Raw genomic sequence first — 19,779 nt, 5'->3', positions numbered from 1 at the left:
AACTCACGATGTCGGCTCCGGCGCCCTCTCCCGCCTCGAACGCATCGCGTTTCCCGCGTGCGACGAACGGCAACGCAGGCCGCGTCGCGCGTTTTCTGGCGACGCGCGTGGGTCTGTCGCTGATCACGCTGTGGCTGCTGTCGCTGATCGTGTTCGCGGGCGGCCAGTTGCTGCCCGGCGATATCGGCCGCGCGGTGCTCGGGCCGCTCGCCGATGCGCGCGCGGTCGCCGCGCTCAATCATCAGCTCGGCGCCGACCGGCCGCTGCTCACGCAATACATCGACTGGATCACGCATTTCGTGCGCGGCAACATGGGGCTGTCGTACGCGTATCGCGAACCGGTCGGGCCGTTCATCGCCGATGCGCTAGCGCATTCGGCGAAGCTCGGCCTCTTCGCGTTCATCGTCGTCGTGCCGCTCGGGATTGCGGGCGGCGTGTGGTCTGCGATGCATGCGGGGCGCTGGCTCGATCGCACGATCAGCATTGCCGGTTTGTCGGCGACCGTGGTGCCGGAGTTCGTGTCGTCGATCGTGCTGATCCTCGTGTTCGGCGTGTGGCTGCGCTGGCTGCCGATCGAGGCCTCGTTTCCGCCCGATGCAAGCGTGCTCGAACAGCTGCGGCATCTGGTGCTGCCGGTGCTGCCGCTCGTCTTCGTATTCTTCGGCTATATCGCGCGGATGGCGCGCGCGGGCACCGTCGAAGCGCTCGACGCCGACTACACGCGCACCGCGATCCTCAAGGGCCTGCCACGCCACGTCGTGATCTGGCGGCACGTGCTGCGCAACGCGCTGCTGCCGACGATCACCGTCGCCGCCACCCAGCTCGGCTACATGATCGGCGGACTCGTGGTGGTCGAAACGCTGTTCCACTACCAGGGGATCGGCTCGCTGATCTACAACGCCGCCAAGGCGAAGGACTTTCCGATGCTCGAAGCAGGCGTGCTGACGATCGGCGTCGTCTATACGCTCGCGAATCTGATCGCCGATGCGCTGCACGTGCTGCTCAATCCGCGGCTGCGGGTGAGGACCGCGGAATGAATCCGAGCGTGCCACCGGCTCCTTCGATGCCACCAGCGCCGGGCGCACCGGGCTCCGCGCCGCGCGCGCCCGCCGAGCCACGCTTCCCGCGCCTCCTGCTGCTTCTGAGTTCGCCGACCTTCATCGTGGGCGCGCTGATCGTCGCGTGGTGGATCGTCTGCGCGATCGCCGGGCCCTGGTTCGTGCATCTCGATCCGTACGCGTCCGATCCGCTCAATTCGCTCACGCCGCCCGATCGCACGCACTGGTTCGGCACCGATCAGCTCGGCCGCGACGTATTCTCACGCGTGATCGTCGGCGCGCGCGACATCCTGACCATCGCGCCGCTCGCGACGCTGCTCGGCACCGCGGCGGGCACCGCGCTCGGCCTGCTGGTCGGCTACTTCGACGGGTGGGTCGACGACGTGATCGGCCGCGTGATCGACGCGGTGCTCGCGCTGCCGCTCGTGATCATCGCGCTGCTCGCGCTCGCCGCGGTCGGCGCATCCAATCTCACGGTGATTCTCGTGATCGGCCTCACCTTCACGCCGATCACCGCGCGCACCGTGCGCGCCGCCGTATTCGCCGAGCGCCATCTCGACTACGTGGCCGCCGCGCAGCTGCGCGGCGAGCGCGCCCCGTACATCATGTTCGTGGAGATCCTGCCCAACGTGCTGCCGCCGATCGTCGTCGAAGCAACGGTGCGGCTCGGCTATGCGATCTTCGCGGTCGCGACGCTGTCGTTTCTCGGCTTCGGCATCCAGCCGCCGTCGGCCGACTGGGGGCTCGCGCTGTCCGAGTCGTACACGCTGATGGCGGGCGGCGCGTGGTGGACCGTCGTGTTCGCGGCGGGCGCGATCGCGTCGCTGGTGGTCGGCGTCAATCTGATCGCCGACAGCGTGCAGGGAGTGCTCGACCGATGAACGGCGCGCCGCCCTCCTCGTTCGCCGCGTTCGACGTGTCGAAGAGCGATCGCACCGATGCGCTGACCGTGGTCGGCCTGACGGTCACCTACCGGATTCGCGGACGCGATCGCGAAGTGCTGCAGGACGTGTCGTTTCGCGTGCGGCGTGGCGAGGCGTATGGGCTCGTCGGCGAATCGGGCTGCGGCAAGTCGACCGTCGCGATGGCGACGCTGCGCTACCTGCCACGCAACGGCAAGGTGAAGGCCGGCAAGATCGTGATCGCCGGCGCGGACGTGCAGAAGCTCGGCGCCGACGCGCTGCGCAGCATGCGGGCGACGACCGTCTCGATGGTCTATCAGGACCCTGGGCGCGCGCTGAACCCGTCGCTGACGATTGCCCGCCAGATATCCGAAGCATTCGAGGCGGCTGGCGTCGCACGCGACGAAGCGTTGCATCGCACGCTCGAGATGTTGCAGCGCGTGCGTATCGCGGCGCCCGAGCGCGTGATGGACAGCTATCCTCATCAACTGTCGGGGGGCATGCAGCAGCGCGTCGTGATCGCGATGGCGCTCGCGTCGAACCCCGCGCTGCTGATTCTCGACGAACCGACCACCGGCCTCGACGCGACCGTCGAAGCGGAAGTGCTCGACCTCGTCGCGCAGTTGCGCGAGGAGCTCGGCACCGCGGTGCTGTTCATCAGCCACAACCTCGCGGTGATCGGCCGCATGTGCGAACGCATCGGCGTGCTGTACGCGGGCAAGCTGGTCGAGGAAGGCGCGACCCAGGACGTGTTCGCGCGGCCGCGTCATCCATACACGGTCGGATTGCTGCGCTGCCTGCCGAGCGCCGGACGCAGCAAGGACCGCGAACGGCTCGATACGATCGCGGGCGGCCTGCCGCTGCCGGGCTCGGTCACGCAGGGCTGCATCTATGCGCAACGCTGCCGTCTCGCCGACGAACGCTGCCGCCGCGACGCGCCGCCGCCCTATCGGCTCGGCGCTCCGCATGGGGATCAGATGGCGCGCTGCCACTACCACGAGCGCGCGATCGAGTTGCCGCGGGCGGCATCGAGCGAGGAGCCGGTGGCGGCCGCATCATCCAACGCGGCGGCGCGCGCGTCCTCTGCGCCGGTCTTGCGCGCTCGCCACCTGTCGAAAACATTCCACGTATCCGGTGCGCCGCTGCGCGCGGTCGACGACGTGTCGCTCGAACTCGCGAGCGGCGAGACGCTCGGCCTCGTCGGCGAGTCGGGCAGCGGCAAGACGACGCTCGCGCGGCTGATGCTCGGCCTGCTCGCACCCGATGCCGGCGGCGTGCTCGAACTCGACGGCGCACCGCTCGCCGCGCGCGTCACGCGACGCAGCGACGAGCAGCTGAAGTCGCTGCAGATCGTGTTCCAGAATCCGGACTCGGCGCTCAATCGCGCGCATTCGGTCAAGCGGCTGATCGGTCGTGCGCTCGCGCGCTTCACCGCGCTGCGCGGACCCCAGATCGACGAAAGGCTCGGCACGCTGACGGACGCCGTGCGGCTGCCCGAGCGCTATCTCGACGCGCGTTCGCGCCAGTTATCGGGTGGGCTCAAGCAGCGCGTCGCGATTGCGCGCGCGTTTGCCGGTGAACCACGCGTCGTCGTGTGCGATGAGCCGACTTCGTCGCTCGACGTGTCGGTGCAGGCCGCGATCCTGAACCTGCTCGCCGATCTGCAGCGCGAGCGCGGCGTCAGCTACGTGTTCATCTCGCACGATCTGCACGTGGTGCGCTATGTGTCGGATCGCATCGCGGTGCTCTATCTCGGCCGGCTCCTCGAAATCGGCCCGGCGGCGGCAGTGTTCGATGGACCGCAGCATCCCTATACCGAGGCGCTGTTGTCCGCCGTGCCGACGCTGCCGGGCGAACGCGCGTCCGGCGAGGAACATCGACGTACGCGCATCCATCTGACGGGCGAGTTGCCCGGGGCCGGCGCGATGCCGTCGGGCTGCGTGTTTCACACGCGCTGTCCGCGCAAGCTCGGCGCGATCTGCGAGCAGCAGGACCCGCCGTTCCTCGACGCCGGCGGCGCCGCCGACTCGCCTTCCGCGCACCGGATTCGCTGCCATATTCCGGCCGCCACGCTGCGCGAGCTGCAATGCGAGCAGCGCGACGTCAACGCGGGCAACCCGGCGAACGGCGCCGCTTCCGACGACGCGTCGGAAAACGCCAGCTAGCGTCGACTCGGCCCTCATCGACGTCGCGTGACGCGGCGTCCCCCAGCACAGCGTCCCCTTTACGAATCCCGCGTCGGAACACGCTTTTGTGTCCGCGCGTTTCATCGTCGCAACGTTTTCAGGCGTTTTTCCGGCGTGCGCATCGTACATCCCGAGGTCGCCCGCGTCGCTTCAAGGCTCTGCGACGCGTGGCACGGATATCGCTAAATTTGCGGCCAGAGATTCGAAGCCAAACCGGGCGCGCAACGCCGCGCACATCCGCACGACGAGCGTCACCACGCGATGACGCGATATCAAGCGATCAGCACGGCAGCGACGCGCGGCCAACTTCGACACGACGGACTCGGGGTTCGACAAGACCCGCGTGCAGACTGTTCGGCCGCCGCTGTGGCAGCTGGAGACGCGCGATGAAAACCAGAAAGTCAGATCAGCATTACTGCGCAATGATGCGCCGCGCAGTGGTCCTCATCGGGGTCGCGGTGCTGGCGGGCGACGCCGCTTACGGGGCGTCGGCGGACGTGATCCCTCGCTCGACGGTGCTGGCCGACGCGTCGCGAGCGCCATCCGGCGATTCAGCGCCGCTGCTGCTCGCGCAGAACGACGATGCGGCGACCGGCGCCGAGGCCGGCGCCGCCACCGCCGCAGACGATGCCGCGTCGGTGTTCGCGCCGGTAGGCTGCGGCGGGCTCGGCGGTCAGGGCTGCGGCCGGCTCGGCGGCGGCAGTGGCAATGGCAGCGGCAGTGGTACTGGCGGCGCGGCGGGTTCGAGCAATAGCGGGGCTGGCGCAAGCGGTAACAGCGGCGCCGGGGCGGCGGGTTCAGGGAGCGGAAGTGGGAGTGGCGGTGCGGGCACGGGCGGTAAGGGAAATAGCGGTGGTGGAAGTAACGGTGCCGGTAGCAGTAGTGGTGGCGGAAACGGTGGGGGTGGCAGTAGCGGCGGTGGAGGCGGTGGAGGCGGCAGTAGCGGCGGTGGCGGTGCTGGCGGTGCTGGTGGCGCAAGCAGCGGTGGCAGCGGGAGCGGCGGCTGCGGTTGCGGAGGCTCCAGCGGTGGTCCGGGCGGTGGCTTTGGCGGTGGCGGCCCGGGTGGTGGTTTCGGCGGCGCGCATGGTGGTGGCTTTGGTGGTGGCTTGGGCGGTGGCTTCGGTGGCGGGTTCGGCGGAGGCTTTGGCGGAGGCTTCGGCGGCGGTCACGGAGGCAAGGGTGGCGGCAGCGGCGGCAGTGGCAACGGCGGCGGGAACGGGCACTAGGCGTCGCCCGTTGCCCCGGGTAGGGTACCCCCGCGCCCTACCCGCCGGCGACATGTCCCGGCATACTGTCCGCTATCCGCTGGCAACGGCGGTGGCGTCCCGATCCCCCGGTCGGGCGTCACCGCCGCAGGCCGGTCGGAGCGGCCCGCCCGCCTGCGGCGCGCGCTGACGGAATGGCCCGGAGAGTGCGCGAGCCGCGCCTCGCATCGTCGCGCGAACCGCACCGCGAGCGGCGGGAACACAACCTCCCCTGCGCGTGAGTGTCATGGAACCAATCCGAGACGACCGCCTCATATCAAATTCATCGTTCGATATGAGGGCCCACAACATGCATAGAAGTGTTCCCCCCTCCGCGACCCGCACGGCAGCCGCCGTGCTGATGGCTACCGCCCTGGGCCTCGCATCGCTCGCCAATGCGCAAACTCCCGCGCAGCCAATGGCGCAAACCCTGTCGCAAGCGGCGCCACCGGTCGATCCGAGCTTCTCCGCCTACTCGCTCGTACAGAGCTGCAAACAGCGCCACGACAACGTCGCGCAAGGGCAATGCGTCAGCGCGATCCGCGGCATCATCCACGGTTATCAATACGGCGTACTGTTCCTCGCCCAACGCGCCACCTTCCCCGCCAACGAAACCCAGCGCGTGTCGCTATGTCTGTCCGACGTGCCGGTGTCGTCGATCGTCGACGACTTCCTCGCCGATGCCGCTCAGGTACCGGACGACGCACTGCAGCACACCCCCGCCGAAGTCGCCGTGCTCGGCTCCGTGCATCAGCACCACCCCTGCACCTGAGCGCCGCGTCAGCGCGCGCGGCGTCATCCGCGCCCACCTCGCTCAGAGCCTCGCGCGCCGCCGCTCCGCAACGGACGGCGGCCGCGCCGGCGCTTACAACATCTCCAACGCACGCTTGCCGCGCGGCGGCTTGAAGTACGCGTCGAGCGCGGCGAGTTCTCCGGCTTCCAGCACCAGTTGCGACGCGCGATAGTTGTCGCGCACATGCTCGACCCGCGCCGCCTTCGGAATCGCGCACACATTGGGCTTGCCCAGCACCCACGCGAGCGCCACCTGAAACACGGAGACGCCGCGCGCGTCGGCGATGTCGTCGAGCGGCGAGCGTTTCGGCAGCCGCGCATGATCGATCGGGCTGTATGCCATCGCCGGCGTGCCGCGCTCGGCGAGCCATGGCAGCAGATCGAACTCCGGCCCGCGCCGCGCCACGTTGTACAGAATCTGGTTGGTCGCGCATGCGTCGCCGCCTGGCGTCGCGACGAGTTCTTCCATGTCGTCGGTATCGAAGTTGCTCACGCCCCATTGACGGATCTTGCCCGCGTGCCGCAGCGCCTCGAAGCCATCGACGGTGTCCGCGAGCGGCACCGAGCCACGCCAGTGCAGCAGATACAAATCCAGCCGGTCCGTCTTCAGACGCTTCAGGCTCTGCTCACACGCGGCGATCACGCCGCGCCGGCTGGCGTTGTGCGGATACACCTTGCTGACCAGAAACACCTTGTCGCGCAAACCGGCGAGCGCTTCGCCGAGCAGCGACTCGGTCGCGCCGTCGCCGTACATTTCGGCGGTGTCGATCAGCGTCATGCCGAGTTCGATGCCGCAGCGCAGCGCATCGATTTCCGCCGCGCGTCGTGCCCGCTGCTCGCCCATCTCCCACGTGCCCTGCCCCAGCGCCGGAATGCGCTCGCCGCCCGGCAAGCTCACGCTTACGATTTCGCTCGTCATGCTGACTCCTTCGAAAGTGGCTCGATCCGGATGCGATGCAATTGCGCGCGGCCTCACCGCGCAACGCATGCTACGAAAAACCTGGAGATGAGTTTAGCGGCTCCGCGGCCTCACGACGGCGCGCCAGGCAAAAGCCGGCTATAACGGGGCGCGCCGATGTTTTAAAATTGCCGCTTGCCCATCTTGCGTGAGCCCCATGACCTCTGCCTCGGAAGACCGCTGGCGCGACCTGCGCCCGGACCCGGAAAACGACACGCCGCTCTATCTGCAACTTGCCCGCAAGCTCGGCAGCGCGATCCACGAAAACCGCTGGAACGCCGGCGAGGCGCTCCCCTCCGAGCGGGTACTGTCGGAGGCGCTCGGCGTATCGCGCATCACGTCGCGTAAGGCGATCGCGCTGCTCGTCGAGCAGGGTTTGATTCGCCGCACCCAGGGCGCGGGCAGCTTCATCACGCCGCGCTATGAAGATCCGTTGTCGCGCCTGTCCAGCTTCAGCGAAATGCTGCGGCGGCGCGGCTTCACACCGAGTTCGAAGTGGCTGTCGCGGGAAATCTCGCCGGCCAATCGCGACGAGGTGATCCAGTTGGGGCTGTCGCCGGCCGCCGCGGTCACACGGCTGCGGCGGCTGAGGCTCGCCGACGGCATCGTGATGGCGGTCGAGAATTCGACGTTCCCCGCCGCGGTGATTCCCGATCCGCAAGCAATCGGCGACTCGCTGTACACGTACCTGGAGAACCGCGGACTGACGATCGTGCGCGCGCTGCAGCACTTTCGCGCGGTGAACGCGAGCGACGAGATCGCGCAGCAGATGAGCATCGCGCCGAACGAGGCGTTGCTGTTGATCACGCGCGTGGGCTATACGGCGGATCAGCGCGCTATCGAGTTGACGGACACGTACTGCCGCAACGATTACTACGACTTCGTGGCGGAGTTGAGGAAGTAGGCTGCGGCTCGGTGAATGGTCCCGCAGCCGGGCGCGCCGCGCTTCAAACTCCAACGCGGCGCACGCTACCCTGTTACGTCCACCGGGCTTCGTGCGCGCCGATGCGCGCCGGCGGCAGCGCATAAAACGCCGGCGTCTGTTCCAGTTCTTCGGCGGGCTGGACGCCCAGCACGCACCCAAACTCCGATTGCACGCTCGCGACGCAATCGCGCACATCGTCGAGCGACATCTCGGGCGCCTGCTGTCCATCGGCCAGCAGCCCGAACGACTGCAGCCAGCGCCCGGTCTGCGCAAGCGACACCTTCACATGCCAGCTGCCACCCTCGCGTGCCCGCCGCGCGAGCGCGACCATCGCGCCGAACGCGGCCAGATAGCCGGTCGCGTGATCGAGCGCCTGACACGGCAGATGCCGCGGCTCGGCCGAACCCGCCGCCGCGCGCTCCGTCCACGCGATGCCGCTCGCCGACTGCACCAGACTATCGAAGCCGCGTCGCTGCGCCCACGGCCCCGTGTACCCGTACGCGCACACCGACACATAGACGATGCCAGGCCGCAGGCGCGCCAGCTCGTCCGGCCCGAAGCCGCGCGCCGCGAGCGCGCCCGGACGATAGGCCTGCAGGAACACGTCGGCATCGCGCGCGAGTCCGCGCAACGTGTCGCAGCCAGCGGCGTCGCGCAGATCGACGAGCGCCGAACGCTTGCCGCGGCCGTTGTCGATCACGAGCGGCGCGATGTTCGGCAGATGCGGCCCGTTGATCGTCATCACGTCCGCGCCATGATGCGCGAGCGCGCGGCCGGCCACCGGTCCGGCGATGATCCGCGACAGATCCAGCACCCGCACGCACGCGAGCGGACGATCGACGCCCGGTTCGGCGTCGGCGTCGGCGTGGCGCGGCGGCTCGGCCGGCGCGTCGCCGATGCGCTCGATCTCGAACAGCGGCAAGCGCGCGATCGCTTTGGCCTGCTCGAGCGCGGCCCATTCGTCGGGCGTGCGAATCAAGGCGGCGCATAGGCCCGCGTCGGCGAGCGTTTGATCGAGCGTCGCGCCCTCCCAGCCGCGAATCGCGGCCGCCACCGACTCCCGGCCGTTGTCACAGCCGAGCACGTCGAGCACGCCCTTCAAGTGATGCGCAAAATTCGTGTGCAGCTGGATCCAGCGGCCGTCGCCCGTTTCGTAGAAGCCAGTGACCGCATCGCGCAGCGCGGGCGGCGGCCCATCGTCGATCCGCAGATAGCGTTCGCTGCGAAACGCCGCCAGCGCGCGATGCATCTGCACCGACACCCGTTGCCTGTGTCCGCTGCGCAGGTGCCAGTATTCGGCGGCCGCGAGGCCCGTCGCCGCGATGGTCGACGACGCGAGGCTGCCGACGCGATAGACCGATGGCAAGCCGGGGTCCGCGCCGGCAAGCGACACGGCGTGCAGCGCGACCGGATCGCAGCCGGCGAGGGTCCAGATGTGCTTGAGGGCGAGTTCGGGTGTCATGGCATCGGGCGCGTTGACCGCGCGCACAGGAAGCAGGTGCACCGAGTCTAAATTTGCGCCTTGCTGCAATCAATCTTGATTATGATAATCAACATATATTGATTTCTTCGGTTTTCACCCGCTTTCATGTCAGCCCCGATTTATCTGACCGCCGCCGAAGCAGCCGCGACGCTCGGCGTCAGCTTGCCGACGCTGTACGCGTACGTGAGCCGCGGCATGCTCGGCTCGTCGCCGGATGCGCAAGGCAGGCATCGCCTCTACGATGCCGCCGAGGTGCGGCGCCTTGCGCGTCGCAAGGCGGACGGCAAGCGAGCGGGCAAGGTCGCGCAGAAGGTGCTCGACTGGGGCGTGCCGGTGCTCGAATCGTCGATCACGCTGGTCGCGGACGGTCGGCTGCTGTATCGCGGGCACGATGCGATCGAGCTTGCACGCAGTGCGTCCCTCGAAGACGTCGCGGCGCTGCTGTGGCAATGCAGCGCGCGGCGCATCGCCGATGCGCCCGCCGTGCCGCTCGCCCCCGCGCAATGGGCCGCGTGGCTCAAGCTGTGGAGTGACAGCACGCCACTCGATCGCGCGCTCGTGCTGCTGCCGGCCGCCGCCGCGCAGATGCCGCGCGTGTGGGCGCTCGGCCGCGACGCCCAACTGGACACCGCGTGCGCCGTGATGCGGCTGCTGGCCGCCGCGATGCTGCCGGCGGCGCCGTCGAACGAACCGCTGCATCGGCAGATCGCGACGGCCTGGCGGGTGCGCAGCCGGCCGCAAAGCGGGCTGCTGCGCGCGGCGCTGGTAGCGTGCGCGGATCACGAGCTGAACGCGTCGACGTTCACGGTCCGCTGCATCACGTCGACGGGCACGCACTTGTTCGGCGCGGTCGCGGGCGGCCTCGCGGCGCTCTCCGGGCCGCGTCACGGCGGCGAAACGGTGCGCATTGCGGCCCTGCTCGATGAAGCGTCGCGCTCGCCCGATCTGGACCGCTATCTGGCGAACCGCCTCGCGCGGCACGAGCACGGCGCGCAAGGTCCGGTGCTGTCGGGCTTCGGTCATCCGCTGTACCCGGACGGCGATCCGCGCGCGCGGTTGTTGCTGACGATGCTCGACGACTGCGCGCCGGCCCGCTCGCCGCTCAACGAGGTGCTGCAGCTCGCACGTGCGGTGCGCGACACGACCGGCGCCGAGCCGACCGTGGATTTCGCGCTTGCGGCGATCGAGCGCGTGCTCGGCTTGCCGACCGGCGCCGCGTTCACGCTCTTTGCGCTCGGGCGGGTGGTCGGCTGGATCGCGCACGCGATGGAGCAGACGCGCGATGGCCGGTTGATCCGGCCGCGAGCGCGGTATATCGGGGAGTATGAGGCGGGAGGGGCTGCTTAGGGGCTACGTCGGGCCTGCAAAGCGGCGGCTCGCCGTTCGCCCCGCATCAGACCACGCCCGGTCGACGCGCCAGCCAAGCCGGTATCGGCCAGCCGAGTAGCAGCGCCGGCAGCTTGCGTTGCGAGCCGCTCGCCAGCGCGAAACGCGCCCCCTCCCGCCCTGCGCTGATCCATGCCACCGATCCGCGCGCCAACTCGATCGACTGCCCTGCCGCGAGCCAGTGATCTTCATGCTCGCCCTCGACGGTCAGCCAGACGTTGCCGCTGATCATCTTGAAAATCGACGGGCGCGCAACGCGCCAGGCCGTGACGGGCTCGCCATGTTCCAGTTCGAAAACTCGCACTTCTCGCATCGCCGTTCTCCTCGAAGAACTTTCTGTTGTACCGATTATTGGCATGCGATGATCGGAAACCCATGCACAGTTCCGAACACTTTCATCGGAACTGTTCAGTCAAAAAACCGAACAGTTGGCATGGCTCGCCCGACGCAGGTCAAAAAGCTTGCGCGCTCGCGGGCCGGCGACAGAAGGCAAGCGTATGAAACTCGAAATCCAGCTCGATCGGGACAACGGCGTACCGCTTACCGAGCAGATCGTCACCGGCGTTTCGGCGTGGATCCGTTCGCGCAATGCGCATCCTGGCTCGAAGCTGCCGTCGATCCGCCAGTTCGCCGCCGACTTCGGCGTGAGCCGCTTCCCGGTGATCGAGGCATACGACCGGCTGGTGTCGCTCGGCTATGTCGACTCGCGCCACGGCTCCGGCTTTTACGTCGCCGATCGCCAGCCGACGGACATGCGTTGCCAGGGCACGTCGGACCCGCGCCGCGCCGATGTCGAGTCGGACCATTTGCTCGAGCAATTCAACTTTCCGGGCGAGACGCTGAAGCTCAGCACCGGCTTCATTCCCGAAAGCTGGCGCGACATCGATGGCATTGCGCAGGCGATTCGCCACGTGTCGCGAACCGATCCGGCGAGCATGGTCGAATACGCGACGCCGCTCGGCAATCCCGTCTTGCGCGAACAGTTGCGCGGCCGTATTGGCCAATTGGGCATCCAGGCGGACGCGTCGCAGATTCTGATCACCAATGGCGCGAGCCAGGCGTTCGATCTGCTCGTGCGCTACATGCTGAAGCCTGGCGACACGATCTTTGTCGAGGACCCCGGTTACTACAACCTGTACGGCCTGTTGCGACTGCACGGCATGAAGCTGATCGGCATTCCGCGAACCGGCAGCGGTCCCGACCTCGATGCGATGCAGGCGCAACTGAAGCTGCACCGGCCCAGATTGCTGCTCATCAACACCGTGTTCCACAATCCGACCGGCACCACGGTCGCACCGCAGGTCGCGTTCCGTTTGCTGCAACTAGCGCGTGAGCATGGCTTCCAGATTATCGAGGACGATATCTACGCGGATTTTCAGACCGAGCTCACCGATCGCCTCGCGACCCTCGACCAACTCGAACAGGTGATCTACATCGGCGGACTGTCGAAGACGCTGTCGTCGTCGCTACGGATCGGCTGCGTGGTTGCGAGTCACGCGATCATCAAGGATCTGGTCGATATCAAGATGCTGACGAGCATCGGCGGCTCGCGGTTTGCCGAAGCGGTGGCGGTGTCGATGCTGGAGCGCGGCGCATATCGCAAATATCTGGAGCGACTGCGCCGCCAGATGCGCGGCGCGCTCGGCTCGACCGTCCAGACACTCGAAGATTCCGGCTGGGAGATTTTCGAAGAACCAGCGGGCGGCAAGTTCGTGTGGGCGCGCGTGCCCCATGTCGCGGACGCCGAGCGGCTCGTTGAATGCGGTGTGCCGCTCGGTGTGACGGTGCTGCCTGGACAACACTTCAGGCCGAATCGCGAGGCAAGCCCGTGGATCAGGATTCATGTGGCGTTTGGCAACGAGCCACGGGCGCAGGCGTTTTTTCAGGCGGCCGCGCAGTTGCCGGCTGATGTGTGAAGACGGCGCAGACCGCGGCCGAGCCGCAGCGCCGACACCTGCGCAAGACCGCGCCGCTTGCTGCGCCAGGACTCGCTTTTCCCTAGAATAGCGAGTCCCAGCCCGACCGAGCGCGCCCAGCCGCTTCATATGTCTACGACGCCGACTCCGCCCGCCCTCGCTCCCGACCTCCCCTCTGGCCCTTCGCCCCGCGCACTGACGGTGATGCTGTGGCTGGTCGCCACCGGCTTCTTCATGCAGACGCTCGATTCGACGATCGTCAACACCGCACTCCCCGCGATGGCGGCAAGCCTCGGCGAGCTGCCGCTGCGCATGCAATCGGTGGTGATCGCCTACTCGCTGACAATGGCGGTGATGATCCCCGTGTCCGGCTGGCTCGCCGACAGACTCGGCACGCGGCGCGTGTTCTTCAGTGCGATCCTCGTGTTCGCGGTGGGCTCGCTGCTGTGCGCGAACGCGCGCACGCTGAACCAACTGGTGCTCTTCCGCATTCTGCAAGGCGTGGGCGGCGCGATGCTGCTGCCGGTTGGGCGGCTCGCGGTGCTGCGTACCTTTCCGGCGGAGCGCTATCTGCCGGCGTTGGCCTTCGTGGCGATCCCGGGCCTGATCGGACCGTTGATCGGACCGACGCTCGGCGGCTGGCTCGTCAAAATCGCGTCGTGGCACTGGATCTTTCTAATCAACGTGCCGGTAGGCATCGTGGGCTGCATTGCCACGTTTATTTTCATGCCGGATAGCCGCAACGAACACACAGGCAAATTCGACCTCGGCGGCTACCTGCTGCTGGTGGTGGGCATGGTGGCACTTTCGTTCGCGCTCGATGGCCGCACCGAGTTCGGCATACAACATGCGACGGTGCTGGTGCTGCTGATTCTGAGCATGGCGTGCTTCGTTGCATATGGTCTGCACGCGGTGCGCGAGCCCGAGCCGATCTTTCCGCTCGAGCTGTTCAATATTCACACGTTTAGCGTCGGGCTGCTCGGCAATCTGTTCGCGCGGATCGGCAGCGGCTCGATGCCCTACCTGATTCCTCTGCTGTTGCAGGTGAGCCTCGGCTATAGCGCATTCGAAGCCGGGCTGATGATGCTGCCCGTGGCGGCCGCGGGCATGGCAACGAAGCGTCTCGTGACGACGCTGATTCAGAAGTACAGCTACCGGCGCGTGCTGATGGCGAACACGATTCTGGTGGGTCTTATGATGGCGAGTTTCGCGCTCACGAGCACGAATCAGCCGCTGTGGCTGCGGCTCGTGCAACTGGCGATCTTTGGCGGCGTGAACTCGATGCAGTTCACCGCGATGAACACGTTGACGCTGAAGGACCTGGGCACCGGCGGCGCGAGCAGCGGCAATAGCCTGTTTTCGCTCGTGCAGATGCTTTCGATGAGTCTCGGCGTGACCGTGGCCGGTGCGTTGCTGACGACCTTTACCGGCATCATGCAGCGTGTGACCGCCGCGAATTCGCTGCCCGCGTTTCATGCGACATTCCTGTGTGTCGGCATCATTACCGCATGTTCGTCATGGATCTTTGCGCAGTTGTCGCCGGAGATCCGCACGCCAACGAAGAAGACCGATCCTTCAGAGCGAACCTGAAAGCCGCGCGTGCCAGGACGACGCATCCTCGCGCGCTCACAAACGGATTTCCTGGCATCGCTCCGCGCGGCCTGCACGCAGCATCCTTGAACAGCGTCACCGACCCGCAACAGGGCGCGTGCCGCACCAGTGAAGTGCGTGTCGTCGCCTTCGTAGCGGAGCGGGCGCAGAACGTTTTCCTCGGAGCATTGCTGGTAGGCGCTCGAGCTCTGTTGGTACACGCGCATAGTTCTTGCTCGACTATCCTGTAAACTCTTAGTCTGCGCGTGCGAACTCCTGCCGAGCCCTGCAAGCGCCGCCATTTCCACACGACCGACATGATGAGCATGATCGAACTCGATCCTCCCGGCTTCCAGCCACCACGCCCGATGGCCGGCGACGAAGGCTCCCGCCGTACCGTTCTGTATGGCGGCTACACCGTTTTCAGCGTGTTTCAACCGGTCTTCTCGGTATCGCACCGGCGCGCGATCGGGTATCACGCGTCGCTGCGCGTGCACGACGAGCATGAGCAGCAAGTGCCCTCGCACGAAGTCTTTACGCAGGCCGCGCGACGCGGCGACTTGCTCGAACTCGGACGGCTGGCCGAATCGCTGCACCTTGGCAACTTCAACGCGTTCGACAGCCACGACGAATGGCTCTTCCTCAGCCTGCATCCGGCCGCGCTGATGGACACCAGCTACGGCGACGCGCTGCTTGCCAGCCTGAAGACGCTCGGCCTGCCGCCGCAACGCGTGGTGCTCGAAGTATCCGAACAGGCCGGCGGCGAAACCACGCGCTTCGCCGAAATCGTCGATTCGCTGCGCAAGTCCGGTTTTCTGATCGCGCTCGACGGCTTTGGCGCCAAGCATTCGAACATCGACCGCGTGTGGAATCTGCGGCCGGACATCGTGACGCTCGACCGCTGCATCCTGGCGCAAGCGAGTGAACACTCGCACATCGAACGCGTGTTGCCGGGCCTCGTCTCCCTGTTGCACGAGTCCGGGCAACTGGTGCTGATGGGCGGTCTGAGCACCGAGCGCGACGCGCTGATCGCGCTCGAATGCAATGTGGACTTCGTCCAGGGCGCATTTTTCGCGGGCCCGAGCGTCGAACCCGTCAAGCCTCAGGTTGCCGCTGGCCTGATGGATTCGCTCTCCGCTTCGCTGCGCGAACGCGTTGCTGCTCGAGAGAAAGCGCAATCCGCGCGGCTCGCGCCGTATGTCACCGCGCTCGAGGCTGCCGCAGCTCAGTTGATTGCCGGGGAATCGATCACGCAGGCGACCGCACCTCTGCTCGCGCTGGGAGAAACGGCGCGCTGCTTTGTCCTGGACGGATCGGGCCGGCAGATCGGCGACAACGTGCTGCCGCCGGGCCGCACATCGCAACGCGCAAAGCGCTTCAGCCCGCTGCTGCATTCCGAAGGCGCCAGTTGGGAGCGCCGCCCGTACTTCATTCAGGCGATGCGTCAACCGGGGCGGGTTCATCTAACACCGCCGTATCTGTCGATCAACGAAGCGCATCTGTGCGTCACGGCCTCGATTGCCGCGCATAACTCGCATGGTACGCAGGTGCTATGCGTCGACATCAACTGGGAAGTCGCGGCTCACCGCAGCTGACACCTCCGGATGGCCCTTGATGCGGGCAAGCAGTTTCTTGACCGCCTCACGGCCCAGCATTCGGTTGGCCGCCCGCAAATGCGCGGCGCTGGCCACGATGCGCAGCGAGACGATTCTCGCCGAAAGGTCCGTTGCGCCGTCCGTCACCACGTCGATTAGCCCGACGATATCGCCGTCGCAGAACAGTGCGATACACACCGCACCCGCCATCGACACCACCTCGGTATAGCTCGCCTGTTGCGCGAGCGATGTAACCACAGCGATCCACTTCGGACCTGAACCCGGTTCGCGGGCGCGCTGCGCTTCGGCTCCAGGTGTTGGCCCTTGTGCCCGAAGGGCCGGATTGGCCGTAGGGAATGGAGTGGGCGTAGCGTACAAAGGTACGTCGCTGATCAGTTGCGGCGCGTCGTTGAAAAGCTGCAGCAAGCCCGCCCGGTCTTGCGCTTCGAGCGCCGCGCGCAATCGCTCGACGATTCGCCCATGCACCGCTGGATCGGGCCGCTCCAACGGCGCGCCCGCCCGTTTCAGACGCTCCTTGGCGCGATGAACCATTTGCCGGCAAGAGGCCGGTGTGCGCTCGAGAATCGACGCGATTTCGGCATAACCGCACTCGAACGCTTCATGCAGGACGAACGCCGCGCGTTCGTCTGGCTTCAGATGTTCGAGCAGCAACATCACGCCATATGACATATCGGCCGCGCGCAATGCCAACTCCTCCGCCGATGGTGCGACCTCGTCGAGCCACGGCTCCGGCAACCAGCCGCAAGCCTGCGACGCGCGCTCGCGCTGCGCGTGCCGCAGACGGTCGATCGCCGTGCGGGTGGTGAGCGTGGTGAGCCACGCGACCGGCGTTTGCACCGCCTGCGTATCGGCCAGATGCCATTTGAGCCAGACGTCCTGCACCACGTCTTCGGCCTCCGCACGACTGCCAAGCATCCGATATGCGAGCGCCAGCAGACGGGCGCGCGCGGCTTCGAAACTGGATGCCTTGTCGATTCCCTGTTCCGTCATGCGTAGACCTCCCGATATTGCGTCGTGAAAAAGCGGCTGTACACCAGTGGCATGGGTCAGGCGCGCGTCATGTTCGGTATTCCTGAGCTTGACGCATGGGCAACGGGTGATGTGACAGCTCGGCGCAAAAAAATTTCTGTCACAACTCGGGTCGCTGCTTCGTCAAATGAGCAAGAACCGGCGCATGTCACGCGGCTTCTGCCCCGAGGCCGCCTGTTGCATCCCCGAATGCCCGTGCCATCCATCCTGAACGAGGAACCCATGCCTTCCAGTTACCCGTCTGTCTCCGCCTTGGGCCTCGTGCCCACGGTGATCGAACAATCCGGCCGGGGCGAACGCGCCTATGACATTTACTCCCGCCTGCTGCGCGAGCGCATCGTGTTTCTTGTCGGGCCCGTGAACGAGCAGTCAGCCAGTCTGATCGTCGCACAATTGCTGTTTCTCGAATCGGAGAACCCCGACAAGGATATTTCTTTTTACATCAACTCGCCCGGCGGCTCGGTGTATGACGGCCTCGCGATTTACGACACCATGCAGTTCATCAAGCCGGAGGTCTCGACCTTGTGCACGGGTTTTGCCGCGAGCATGGGCACTTTTCTGCTCACCGCGGGCCAACGCGGCAAACGGTATGCGCTACCGAATGCCCGCATCATGATTCACCAGCCTTCCGGCGGTGGTCAGGGCACCGCGGCGGACATCGAAATCCAGGCGAAGGAGGTGCTGTATGTGCGATCGCGTCTCAATGCGATGATGGCCGAGCGCACCGGACGCAGCATCGAAGATATCGCGCGCGATACCGACCGCGACAACTTCATGTCGGCGCTCGAAGCGAGGGAGTACGGATTGATCGATGACGTGCTGGAAGCTCGCGCGACGTGGAACAACGCAGGTCGTCGCGACACCCTGTAACGGAACTGACATGGAGCCGCTCGCTGGGCCGCCGGACAAACCGCTTGCTGCAAATTCCCATCCACCTATCGGTGCGAGCGCACCACAAAAGCTGCTCACCTTCGCTGGAATCGCTATCATGTCGCGATTCGTCGACTTCGACGACCGCTTCAATGGAGATACACATGGCGTCATCCAACGAAAACGTCAGCATGGCGCTGTTCTGCGACTTCGAGAATGTCGCGCTTGGCGTGCGCGACGCGAAATACGACAAGTTCGATATCAAGCTTGTACTCGAGCGCCTGCTGCTGAAGGGCAGCATCGTCGTCAAGAAGGCGTATTGCGACTGGGATCGCTACAAGAGTTTCAAAGGGGCCATGCACGAGGCCAATTTCGAGTTGATCGAAATTCCGCATGTGCGCCAATCGGGCAAGAATTCCGCCGACATTCGGCTCGTCGTCGATGCGCTCGATCTCTGTTATACGAAATCGCACGTCAATACGTTCGTCATCATCAGTGGTGATTCGGATTTTTCGCCGCTAGTGTCGAAGCTGCGCGAGAACGCCAAACAGGTCATCGGCGTCGGTGTGCAGCAGTCCACCTCGGATTTGCTGATTGCGAACTGCGACGAGTTCTTCTTTTACGACGATCTCGTACGTGAAAGTCAGCGCGCAGTCGCGAGGCGCGAATCGTCGCGCCAGCAGCAGAGCGCGCAGCAGGCAGCCAAACGTGCGGCTGATGAAGAGAAAGCCCCGCCGAAGGAAGATCTGGAGAAGCGTCGCAGCAAGGCCGTTGAAATTGCGGTGCAGACGTTCGACGCACTCGCTTCCGAACGTGGCGACAGCGGCAAGATCTGGGCGTCCGTGCTGAAGAACGCGATCAAACGGCGCAAACCGGATTTCAACGAAACGTATTACGGGTTTCGCGCTTTCGGCAATCTGCTGGAAGAAGCGCAGGCGCGCGGGCTGCTCGAATTCGGCCGCGATGAAAAATCAGGCGCGTACGTTTATCGAAGCACGGCTGTGAACGTCGCGAGCGAAGCGGCCAGTGAAACTATCGGCGAAACCGCGGCAGAGTCTGCCGAAACGGGGTCGGCTGAGTCGGCGTCGGCTGAACAGGCGGCCGAACATTCGTATCAAGCGCAGGCGGCGCAAGCGACCGCGTCCGAGCCGGGCGGCAAGCACAAGTCGCGTCGCAAGGACCGCGGCAACCGCAAGGCGGGGCGAGGTCAGGAGGCCCCGCACGGCAAGCGCGGTCACCACGAAACGACTGATGAAGAACCTGCGGCTGGCGTTCCTGCTCTCACCGAACACGCGCAGCCCGCCGAGCAGCTCCAGCGACAGGAGCCGCGTGAACACGCGCCGCTCCCAGATGAGTTCGTCGTTAAACCGATAGCTGAAGAGACCGAAGCTCGCGCTGTAAAAGCGGCAGCGGATACAGCCGCTGAACAAGGCGTCTTCGGTCAAGAAATCGAGCAGACCGCCGACAGCGACCAACTCGCACAGCGTGAAAGCGCCAAAAAGCGCGCATCCCGCAAAACGGCCGCGAAGAAAGTGAAGAAGAGTACGCCGCGCACCATCGAGGAAGTCCCTGAGATCGCGGCGCCGGCCGAGGCCCCCGCTCCAGCAGTCGATTCGGAAGAAGGATCTGAGGCCGCCAGGAAGGCCGCCCGTAAAACGGCGTCTCGCAGCCGTCGTCCGCGCAAAGCGGCGTCGACGGACAGCACGGAGTAAGAAGCGGCGCGGATTTGACGATCGTCGCTACAAGCTACCGCCCAACCGGGCAACGCATTGAAACCCGGTACCGGCCGACAATGCAAGACGAGCAAACCGGCCGGCCCCACTG

At 66.2% G+C, this 19,779-nt stretch carries 16 protein-coding genes; 12 read left to right on the top strand and 4 right to left on the bottom strand.

Annotated features, from left to right (window positions below; translation table 11 throughout):
- Window positions 1–8 precede the first annotated feature (8 nt).
- The 5 genes from AB3X96_RS28340 to AB3X96_RS28320 all read left to right on the top strand — a co-directional run bounded on the left by AB3X96_RS28340 (window position 9) and on the right by AB3X96_RS28320 (window position 6,162).
- Window positions 9–1,037, top strand: coding sequence for an ABC transporter permease (locus AB3X96_RS28340; protein WP_368592330.1), 1,029 nt, complete (start codon window positions 9–11; stop codon window positions 1,035–1,037).
- Window positions 1,034–1,939, top strand: a complete 906-nt coding sequence (locus AB3X96_RS28335) for an ABC transporter permease (protein ID WP_368592329.1) — start codon at window positions 1,034–1,036, stop codon at window positions 1,937–1,939. The genes AB3X96_RS28340 and AB3X96_RS28335 overlap by 4 nt, the downstream gene beginning before the upstream one ends.
- Window positions 1,936–4,125: an ABC transporter ATP-binding protein gene (locus AB3X96_RS28330; protein ID WP_368592328.1), complete on the top strand. Its 2,190-nt coding sequence runs from the start codon at window positions 1,936–1,938 to the stop codon at window positions 4,123–4,125. The genes AB3X96_RS28335 and AB3X96_RS28330 overlap by 4 nt, the downstream gene beginning before the upstream one ends.
- Before the next feature lie 407 nt (window positions 4,126–4,532).
- Window positions 4,533–5,372 carry a hypothetical protein gene (locus tag AB3X96_RS28325; RefSeq protein ID WP_368592327.1) on the top strand — a complete coding sequence of 280 codons (840 nt, stop codon included), beginning with the start codon at window positions 4,533–4,535 and terminating at the stop codon, window positions 5,370–5,372.
- Between the two features lie 328 nt (window positions 5,373–5,700).
- On the top strand, window positions 5,701–6,162 hold the full coding sequence (locus AB3X96_RS28320; RefSeq protein WP_176105225.1) for a Rap1a/Tai family immunity protein: 462 nt from the start codon (window positions 5,701–5,703) through the stop codon (window positions 6,160–6,162).
- A 93-nt stretch (window positions 6,163–6,255) separates the two neighbouring features.
- Here the strand turns inward: AB3X96_RS28320 and AB3X96_RS28315 are convergent, their stop codons facing one another.
- Window positions 6,256–7,101, bottom strand: coding sequence for an aldo/keto reductase (locus AB3X96_RS28315; RefSeq protein WP_368592326.1), 846 nt, complete (start codon window positions 7,099–7,101; stop codon window positions 6,256–6,258).
- A 196-nt stretch (window positions 7,102–7,297) separates the two neighbouring features.
- Here AB3X96_RS28315 and AB3X96_RS28310 point away from each other — a divergent pair, with 196 nt between their 5' ends.
- On the top strand, window positions 7,298–8,044 hold the full coding sequence (locus tag AB3X96_RS28310) for a GntR family transcriptional regulator (RefSeq protein ID WP_013090333.1): 747 nt from the start codon (window positions 7,298–7,300) through the stop codon (window positions 8,042–8,044).
- A gap of 73 nt (window positions 8,045–8,117) precedes the next feature.
- Here AB3X96_RS28310 and AB3X96_RS28305 read toward each other — a convergent pair whose 3' ends face one another.
- A complete protein-coding gene (locus AB3X96_RS28305; protein ID WP_368592368.1) occupies window positions 8,118–9,527 on the bottom strand; it encodes a CoA transferase in 1,410 nt (469 codons plus the stop codon).
- A 126-nt stretch (window positions 9,528–9,653) separates the two neighbouring features.
- On the opposite strand from AB3X96_RS28305, the gene AB3X96_RS28300 reads away from it, so the two are divergent.
- On the top strand, window positions 9,654–10,895 hold the full coding sequence (locus AB3X96_RS28300) for a citrate/2-methylcitrate synthase (RefSeq protein ID WP_368592325.1): 1,242 nt from the start codon (window positions 9,654–9,656) through the stop codon (window positions 10,893–10,895).
- Window positions 10,896–10,941: 46 nt separating this feature from the next.
- On the opposite strand, the gene AB3X96_RS28295 is transcribed toward AB3X96_RS28300, so the two are convergent.
- Complete coding sequence (locus AB3X96_RS28295; protein WP_368592324.1) at window positions 10,942–11,247, bottom strand: DUF2917 domain-containing protein; 306 nt, start codon at window positions 11,245–11,247, stop codon at window positions 10,942–10,944.
- A 184-nt stretch (window positions 11,248–11,431) separates the two neighbouring features.
- Here AB3X96_RS28295 and AB3X96_RS28290 point away from each other — a divergent pair, with 184 nt between their 5' ends.
- The 3 genes from AB3X96_RS28290 (at window position 11,432) to AB3X96_RS28280 (ending at window position 16,035) form a co-directional block, all read left to right on the top strand.
- Window positions 11,432–12,850 (top strand): PLP-dependent aminotransferase family protein, encoded by a 1,419-nt coding sequence (locus AB3X96_RS28290; RefSeq protein ID WP_176121691.1) that lies wholly within the window; start codon window positions 11,432–11,434, stop codon window positions 12,848–12,850.
- Window positions 12,851–13,054: 204 nt separating this feature from the next.
- Window positions 13,055–14,440, top strand: coding sequence for a multidrug transporter subunit MdtD (mdtD, locus tag AB3X96_RS28285; protein WP_368592367.1), 1,386 nt, complete (start codon window positions 13,055–13,057; stop codon window positions 14,438–14,440).
- A gap of 320 nt (window positions 14,441–14,760) precedes the next feature.
- The gene (locus tag AB3X96_RS28280; RefSeq protein WP_368592323.1) at window positions 14,761–16,035 is read left to right on the top strand and encodes an EAL domain-containing protein; all 1,275 of its coding nucleotides are present in this window, start codon (window positions 14,761–14,763) and stop codon (window positions 16,033–16,035) included.
- Here AB3X96_RS28280 and AB3X96_RS28275 read toward each other — a convergent pair.
- Window positions 15,991–17,046: a sigma-70 family RNA polymerase sigma factor gene (locus AB3X96_RS28275; protein ID WP_368592322.1), complete on the bottom strand. Its 1,056-nt coding sequence runs from the start codon at window positions 17,044–17,046 to the stop codon at window positions 15,991–15,993. The genes AB3X96_RS28280 and AB3X96_RS28275 overlap by 45 nt on opposite strands.
- 261 nt (window positions 17,047–17,307) lie before the next feature.
- On the opposite strand from AB3X96_RS28275, the gene clpP reads away from it, so the two are divergent.
- On the top strand, window positions 17,308–17,955 hold the full coding sequence (gene clpP / locus AB3X96_RS28270; protein WP_368592366.1) for an ATP-dependent Clp endopeptidase proteolytic subunit ClpP: 648 nt from the start codon (window positions 17,308–17,310) through the stop codon (window positions 17,953–17,955).
- Between the two features lie 164 nt (window positions 17,956–18,119).
- Window positions 18,120–19,667 (top strand): NYN domain-containing protein, encoded by a 1,548-nt coding sequence (locus AB3X96_RS28265; protein WP_368592321.1) that lies wholly within the window; start codon window positions 18,120–18,122, stop codon window positions 19,665–19,667.
- The last annotated feature ends 112 nt before the right edge of the window (window positions 19,668–19,779 follow it).

Origin of the sequence: Paraburkholderia sp. BR13439 (genome assembly GCF_040948805.1) — a bacterium.
Classification (GTDB): Bacteria; Pseudomonadota; Gammaproteobacteria; order Burkholderiales; family Burkholderiaceae; genus Paraburkholderia; species Paraburkholderia youngii.
Note: the sequence above shows the minus strand (reverse complement) of the source record. Positions and strands in the feature narration are given on the sequence as shown.